This window comes from Candidatus Parvarchaeota archaeon, assembly GCA_016866895.1.
In the GTDB taxonomy this organism is placed as follows: domain Archaea; phylum Micrarchaeota; class Micrarchaeia; order Anstonellales; family VGKX01; genus VGKX01.
The window spans coordinates 1-7,411 of record VGKX01000045.1 but is presented as its reverse complement, the minus strand read 5'-3'; the positions used below and the strand labels follow the sequence as shown (position 1 = coordinate 7,411).

The following is a 7,411-nucleotide window of genomic DNA, read 5'->3' as shown; positions in this document are numbered from 1 at the left end:
TAATAGCTTCAGGAGGATTGGACGAGTATAAAATTGAGAAGTTCTGGGCAAGTGGGGGGGTTGCCGATTATTTCGGTGTAGGCACTTCCATGGTCGTATCTTCAGACCTGCCTGCCCTTGACATCAACTACAAGCTTGCACAGGTTGAAGGCAGGCCGGCAATAAAGAAGACCTCCGGAAAAAAATCCATGCCTGGCGACAAGCAGGTTTACAGAATATGCAGGGAAGGAAAATTTGGAATGGACATCGTATGCATTGAGGGCGAAAAGGTGAGTGATTTTGCTAGGGAAGGTTTGGAGGGTGCCGAGGAGATTCTGATTCCAATTTTTAAGAACGGCAAACTTGAGTGCTTTGGATTGGAACAGGCCCGTGCATACGCTGCGCAGAGAATTTCAATGCTGCCCGATGAATACAGGAGGCTCGAAAAACCCCCAGTTTACAAAGTCAGCATAAGCGAAGGGCTAAAGAGATTGGCTGGAATCAGAACATTTTAGCATATTCCCTTCTTTTCCTTGACTTCCAAGCTCCTGAATGGTAGGCATAGCTTGCAAGAAGAGGCAGCACCGAGCCTGCCTCTGCATAAACCATCTGTTCATAAGTCGTATCCACTTTGCCCCACGAGCTTGCCTCCTTTAGAGTCGAAGAGGAACAGGCACCATCACGCACATCAGCCACGGTTATCTGGATTGCATATTTGTGCATCGGGACTTCTTTTCCAAGCACCTCTGCGCAAACAACCGTGTCCTGGGCAAAATTCTTTGGCACGCCCCCGCCTATCATCAAAAGCCCGGAAGTCGGGGATTTCATCTTGATTTTTGTCAGCTCGTAAAAGTCCTTGACAGAATCAATGGAAAGGTGCTTTTGGGGATTCTTGTGCTGGTGGAGGACAAGCCCAAAGCCGGCAGAGCTATCTGAAAATGCAGGGCAGAATATTGGCACATTGTGTTCATATGCAAGTTGCACAAGCGATTCTTTTTTCTTTGCGCCCCCGTCTGCAAGGTATTTTCCCATCTGGCTGATGAATTCCCTCGAGGAATGGGGGCGTGGCTCAAGGCTGTCTGCAATTTGGCATATTGCCTTGTCACATGCTTGCAACTCCGCTTCATCGATGTAGGTGTCGTAAATCCGGTCTATGTAATTGCTTCGAAGCAACATGTCGTCAACAAAAGGCGTGCCTTTATAGTGCCTGAAGCCAAGGGCCTCAAAAAAGTCCATGTCGACTATGCTTGCCCCTGTTGCAACAATTGCATCAATCATGTTGTATTTTACCATATCAGCATAGAGTTTCATGCATCCTCCCGCACTAGTGCTTCCTGCAAGGGTCAGGATGTTTGCACAGTCCTTTTCCTCAAGCATCATTTTGAAAATTCTGGCAGCACGTGCAAGGTCACGTGATGTGAAGGACATCTTTTCCATTGACCCGATAATTTTTGTCGAATCAAATGAGGTTATGTCAACATGCTCTATGACTTCTTTTAGAAGCTCTTTCTTTGAAACCATCTTATTAACCTCCCCTGTGCGCGCGGGCGTCTGCAATTTGCTTAGCGCTGCCTGCACATAAATTTTTCTATTTGATGCAGTAATATTTATTTTGTGGCATTTATTTTAAAACATGCTTAGCTGATTAATTATCAGATTAAACAATAGAATAGATACGACAGCCATAGTTTGGTTTGTATTGGTGATTTTATGGAGATATCGGCTGTATTTGAACTTGGAAAATATGGGAAAGACTCGGCCATTGTCATACCCGTGTTCTCCGAGGATATCGTGGGCAAGGAAATTCCAGGCACCATTCCATATCACCAGGAACTGGCTGGAATCGTAAAAACAAGGGAATTTGCTGCAAAATTGAATTCAACTTGCATAATCCGGCCGTATTCCAAGCACGAGGAAGCCCCGACCCTCGTATTTGTTGGATGCGCAAGCAAAAAAACTGCAGACATGTTTTCAACCAATGGGGCGCTTGTAGCTGGATTCAATGCCGCTGCGGCCAAAAAGGCATCTAAGATTGTCATTTTTGTGCAAAACTTTGGATTTACTCAGGTTGAGGCACGCAACTTGTCATCATGGGTTTCCCTTGCGGCATACAAGTTTGACAAGTATAAAAGTTCTGAAGGCGGACAGGGAACCAAGGACAAAAAGGGCCAGAGAGGGAATGAAGAAGCGCAAAAAGTCTTTATTGTTGCACAAAAAAGCAACGAAGATGAAGTGAAAAAAGGCATTTCACAGGGAAGCATTTTTGGCAATGCAGCAAACCTGGCACGGGAAATTGACAACGAGCCGGCGAATGTAGCAACACCCCAATACGTCGCGGAATTTGCAGTGCAAACAGCAAAAAAACACGGCTTTTCATGCAGGGTACTTCACAAGTCCGAGCTGGAAAAGATTGGCATGAACTCTTTTCTTGCCGTATCCCACGGAAGCGCAAAGGAGCCTGCATTTGTGATAATGGAGCACGCAGGAGGCAGGACTGGAGAGCCATATTACGCACTTGTCGGAAAGGGGATAACATTTGATTCAGGGGGGATATCAATAAAGCCGTCAGCAGACATGGACAAGATGAAATACGACAAAAGCGGCGCGTGTGCAGTCATAGGTGCAATGAGCGCACTAACTGTGCTTGGAATAAAGAAAAACGTTGTGGGCATTGCTGCCCTCACTGAGAACATGCCTAGCGGAAGTGCCTACAAGCCAGGGGACATTTTCAGGACATACCTTGGCAAGACGGTTGAAGTTCTAAATACCGATGCCGAGGGCAGAATGATACTGGCCGATGCCCTCGCATATGCAGTTGAAAAATACAAGCCCGCGGTGGTTATTGACTTTGCTACCCTGACAGGGGCTTGCGTTGTTGCACTAAGCGACGTTGTAAGCGGACTGTTCTCAAACGATGATGGTCTTGCCCATAGCCTTGAGCAGGCAGGAGCAAGCTGTGGTGAGAGGGTTTGGAGACTGCCAGTTTGGCGTGAGTACGATGAAAAGATAAAAAGCGAGCTTGCTGACATAAAAAACATCGGGGAGCCTGGGCAGGGCGGTGCGCAGGCCGGGGCTTCATTTTTGAAGGAATTTGTCGGGGAGACAAAGTGGGCGCATCTGGATATCGCAGGTACGGCTTGGAACACGAAACCGAAATGGGGGCTTGCAGTTGGAGCAACTGGCGTTGGAACCAGGCTCGCGCTTGAGTATTTATTGAGTGAATAGTCACGCGATTCTGTCCGGCTGGGAAAGCACCTGAAAGCTTTAATAAGTTTTGAGTGGTTTTAAATGCATTCTAGTGTTATTACTTTGCTGACTTTGGAATATAAACCCCAACTGCAAAATCAAATCAATCAAAGGACCGACCTGAAATGACAGGAATGATACTATGTTTGGAGCAAAAAAGAAGAAGTTCCTTGAGCTTTCCATCTATGATGCCAAGATACCCAAGGAAGATTACGAGAAATTTTTCAACAACCTAATCAAAAGAAGGGTTCCTTTCCTGGGACTTATTGACTTTTCCGATATTTTGACCCTTCGCGGCGTGCCAATAGTCTTCAAAAGGTACAACAACACCATTAAGATATTCATAGAGGACAGGGACAACCTTTATTCCCAATCCTCGCTTCTTTTCCCCTTCAGAATGGACGTTGTCTCAAAGGAGGTTGAATTCCTTAAAAGCCATCTGTGGCCGGGGTATTATTTTGTGCCTTCGGGGAATTTTTTTGATTTTTTCATCAAGGAAAAGATAGAGGAAATCCGGATAAGCATAAAGAAAGCGTTTGGAAGCTTTTATGCCATGGGCACGACAGTAGATGCGAAGGGGCGAAGCCGCGGCATTTTGATACTCAACCCGACTGCGTTTTTTGCCATTGACTTGGAGCACAACCCTGTTTTTTATATTGAGCTTCTTGACCCAATACCAAAGGCAGTCTATGTGAATTCAGGCGAGCCGATCTTCACATCGGAAAGCGCCCGCATTGGCACAGACAATTTCAGCGCGCTGCAGCACAGCCTCATTGTCGGAACTTCAGGCACAGGCAAAAGCAAGCTGCTTGAGATTTTGATACGCGCAGTCAAGAAAAGGCACGGTGATGTCAATATATTGGTCATTGACCCGCATGCCGAGTTCTCAAAGACATTTGAAAATGAAAAAGTCATAGATTTTGTGCATAATTACGTTGAGCCACTTGATGTGGGGGTTGAAAAAAGCCCCCTTATAACGCAGCTTGTTGCACAGCTCATCACATCGACCATAGCGCAGGAAAGCAAATATGCTGAGAGGATAACATTCTATTCGGTCCACTTGCTGGCCTCCATTAACGAATTGACGCTCCAAAACCTGAATTTGCTTCTGACTGACTCAACCAAGAGGACGGAATTTGCATCGAGATGCGACAACGACGAAGTGAGAAGGTTTTTTGACGAGGAATTCCAGGACATCTACATGCACCACTTCAATGACGCCATTTTGCCAGTCATTAATTTCATCGGCGAATATTTGCTTTATATAGGAAAGGAAAAGAAGCTTGAGAATGTGGGGGACCTTCTCAACAAGCACCAGCTTGTTGTAGTCTCTTTCAACCCGCACTTTTTTGGCAGGAAAATCATCAAGTTCTTTGCCGGGGCGATAATCAACCAGATGTACATGCTTGCAATCAGCGAAAAACTCAAGCGCCCGACAGTCCTTGTCGTTGATGAGTTCCCTGTCGTTGAGTCAAAAGTCGTCAAGGACATTCTTGCAGAGACAAGGAAATTCAACCTCTACGTGTACGTTTCAGGCCAATACCTGGGGCAGATTTCAAAGATTGTGCTTGACAGCATCATAAGCAATGTGAGGAACATTATTTCCTTCAGGGTGACGCGCGAGGATGCAAAGATACTGGTTTCAATGATGGAAATCAAAGTAGAGGAATTTTTCAAGAAAAAAGTCAGCCCAAGCGAGCTTGAGGAGTCCAAAAAGGAGATGTTCCTGAAACTCCATCCGCGCGAGTGCATTGTAAGGCTTTTTGACGGCTCCAAATACATATTGCCGATGAAAGTCAAGACGGTGGATGCATCGGTCTGGGGAGTCGATGTGCCTCATCCGAAAACCGAAAGCGAGCAGAAGTGGATTGATGAGCAGAATAAGATTGAGGCAAAGCAGTTAAAGGCACACCAGGCGCAACCGGAAAAGGCGGATGGCAGTGAACAAGAAAAGCCCGGTGAGAAAACAGGACAGTCCAACATGGCAGAAGAAGTGAACACTGAATCAGTTGACAAGCAAGAATTCCAGGACATGCGCCCGCAGATGGCACAAGAGCCCGAGGGCATAATGAAAGATGACGAAGAAATAAACGACGAGGACAACAGTAAAATTAGGTTCCAGCAGGAAAAAGAGGATGATGAAGAACTTGTGCCAGAAGAAGATGAAAAAGAGGTAGAAGCAGTTGCGCCGGAAGGGGAAGAGAGCCCCGAGGAACAGCAGATTGAAGATGGTGAAGCTGGCGAGGGAGAAAAAAACGTCGAAAAAGGTCACATGAAAAATTACATTGAAAGGATTCACGCAAGAAAAGCAGAAGAGGAAGAAGCGATTGGAGAAATAAAAAAACGCGGCAAAAAATCTTCTAAAAAATTGATAAATGAGGAGCCAGACGACTCTGAAAGCAAATCCCGGAAAGGGAAAAAAACTAAGGGAAAAAAAACCCCCGCTAAAAAGAAGCTGAAAAAGGCTTAAAATACCCCAGTTGCTAATTTTTCCGATGGATATTAACGAGGCCTGGAAATCAACATACAGGCTGCTTTTGGGCGCGGAGTGCACTGTGGCTCTTGACCAGTGTGCAGATTGGTTAAAAAGGCACCATTATCCGCCTACAAGCGCAAAATCGGCGATTTCAGGAAAGTCGGTTTCACTTGCACGCGATTGCTACTGCAAAGGAGCCAGGATTATTTCCCAGGATGAGATAGATTTCAAAAAATCGGCCGCACCCCTCAACATAAATGACATTAAGGATATTGACAGTGTGCTTGAAGCTGTGCAGGAGAGGGTCTTTTATGCCGGGAACAAGATATTTGGCAAGTGCGAGCATATTACAGCATCAGATTCTGTTTTTGACAGTTTTCATGTTTATGAATCACAGAATATAAGTTCATCAAAATACATTGCCCATTCCTCTTACATCAGGGACGGAAGCGAGTTCGTATTCGGAGGCTCCTGGCTTGGATATTCAAAATTTCTTATACATACGGTTGGGACAATAAATTCAACACGGGTTTTTGAATGCTACGCAAGCACGGATATTTCGGATGCGTATTGTTCGTATTCCTGCATTGGCTGCTCTAATTGCATGTTTTCAATGAGCCAGAAAAGCAGGCAGAATATAATAGGAAACCAGCAGCTGCCCAAGGATAAGTACAGGGAACTGTCAAAAAAACTGATAGCCGAGATTCAAGAATGGGTCGAGAAGCACAAAAGCTTTCCGGCAATTTTTGAATTTCCAGGGCTTGAAAAGCCGCCCCTTTGGGCGTCAGCTGGGGTTCCAAAGCAACAGACAAGGAATCAGAACATGGAAATCATTGACAAAGCATTCATTACAACAAGCAAAATAGTCTTGGGGGAGGAAATCGGGCGCGTAAGGGAATGCAACAAGTTGCTTGAGGATGAAAAAAACATTGTCAGAAAGGTCATTTCACATTACGGCAATACGACATACAACATGGACATTTTCTTTTTTGGCAAACTTCCTGAGAAAAGAATGCTGGCCAATTTCGAGGCTGATGCACTTGCACTTAAACTCAACGCAGGCCTGGAAGATGGCGAAAGCCTCAGGACACTTATGGGAAAACTAGGCAGGTTCGCTTATTTCGCAGTAAACTTCGAGATAGGGAATAACCTGAATAACATAGAAACAGTAGTCGCGTACAATGGGGTAAACACATATAGAATATTTGATGGAACAAATGGAAAGTATCTTGTGAACTGTGCGATGGCTCTTGATTCGGACTATGTTTTTGGCGGCTTTCGAACAGTGCATTGCAAATTCTGTGTAAAATGCAACAACTCAGTAAATCTTTCCAACTGCTTTGAGATGGATTCGTGCACCTCCTGCCGCGACTCAATGTTCTGCCACAACTGCGAGAACCTGGACAATTGCATGTTCTGCTTCAACACAAAATCAAAAAGGTACGCGATATGCAATGTTGAGGTTGGGAGGGAAAAATACATGCAGATTAAGGCGATAGTGACTAAGGAAATGACAAGGCGCATCAGGGAAAACGGGACTGCCGGCTTTGACATCTATAGCCTTGGCTGCCTTGGAAAAAGGTGACATGATGGAGACCGCGATAATCATACGCAGGGCAAAAAAGGGAGATTTGGAAAAGATTGTTGAAAACTGGAAGGGACTTTATGAGCATCACAATAAATTCGAGGATATTGCATACAAACGAAAGG

4 protein-coding genes are annotated in these 7,411 nt (G+C 45.2%); 3 read left to right on the top strand and 1 reads right to left on the bottom strand.

Annotated features, from left to right (window positions below; all coding sequences use genetic code 11):
- Nucleotides 1–480: 480 nt before the first annotated feature.
- Complete coding sequence (locus FJZ26_02690) at nt 481–1,500, bottom strand: deoxyhypusine synthase (GenBank protein MBM3229315.1); 1,020 nt, start codon at nt 1,498–1,500, stop codon at nt 481–483.
- A gap of 189 nt (nt 1,501–1,689) precedes the next feature.
- On the opposite strand from FJZ26_02690, the gene FJZ26_02685 reads away from it, so the two are divergent.
- The 3 genes from FJZ26_02685 to FJZ26_02675 all read left to right on the top strand — a co-directional run bounded on the left by FJZ26_02685 (nt 1,690) and on the right by FJZ26_02675 (nt 7,286).
- Nucleotides 1,690–3,204: a leucyl aminopeptidase gene (locus FJZ26_02685; protein MBM3229314.1), complete on the top strand. Its 1,515-nt coding sequence runs from the start codon at nt 1,690–1,692 to the stop codon at nt 3,202–3,204.
- Nucleotides 3,205–3,367: 163 nt separating this feature from the next.
- Nucleotides 3,368–5,695 (top strand): DUF87 domain-containing protein, encoded by a 2,328-nt coding sequence (locus FJZ26_02680; GenBank protein MBM3229313.1) that lies wholly within the window; start codon nt 3,368–3,370, stop codon nt 5,693–5,695.
- A gap of 25 nt (nt 5,696–5,720) precedes the next feature.
- Entirely contained in the window at nt 5,721–7,286 is a 1,566-nt protein-coding gene (locus tag FJZ26_02675; GenBank protein ID MBM3229312.1) for a hypothetical protein, read from the top strand.
- The last annotated feature ends 125 nt before the right edge of the window (nt 7,287–7,411 follow it).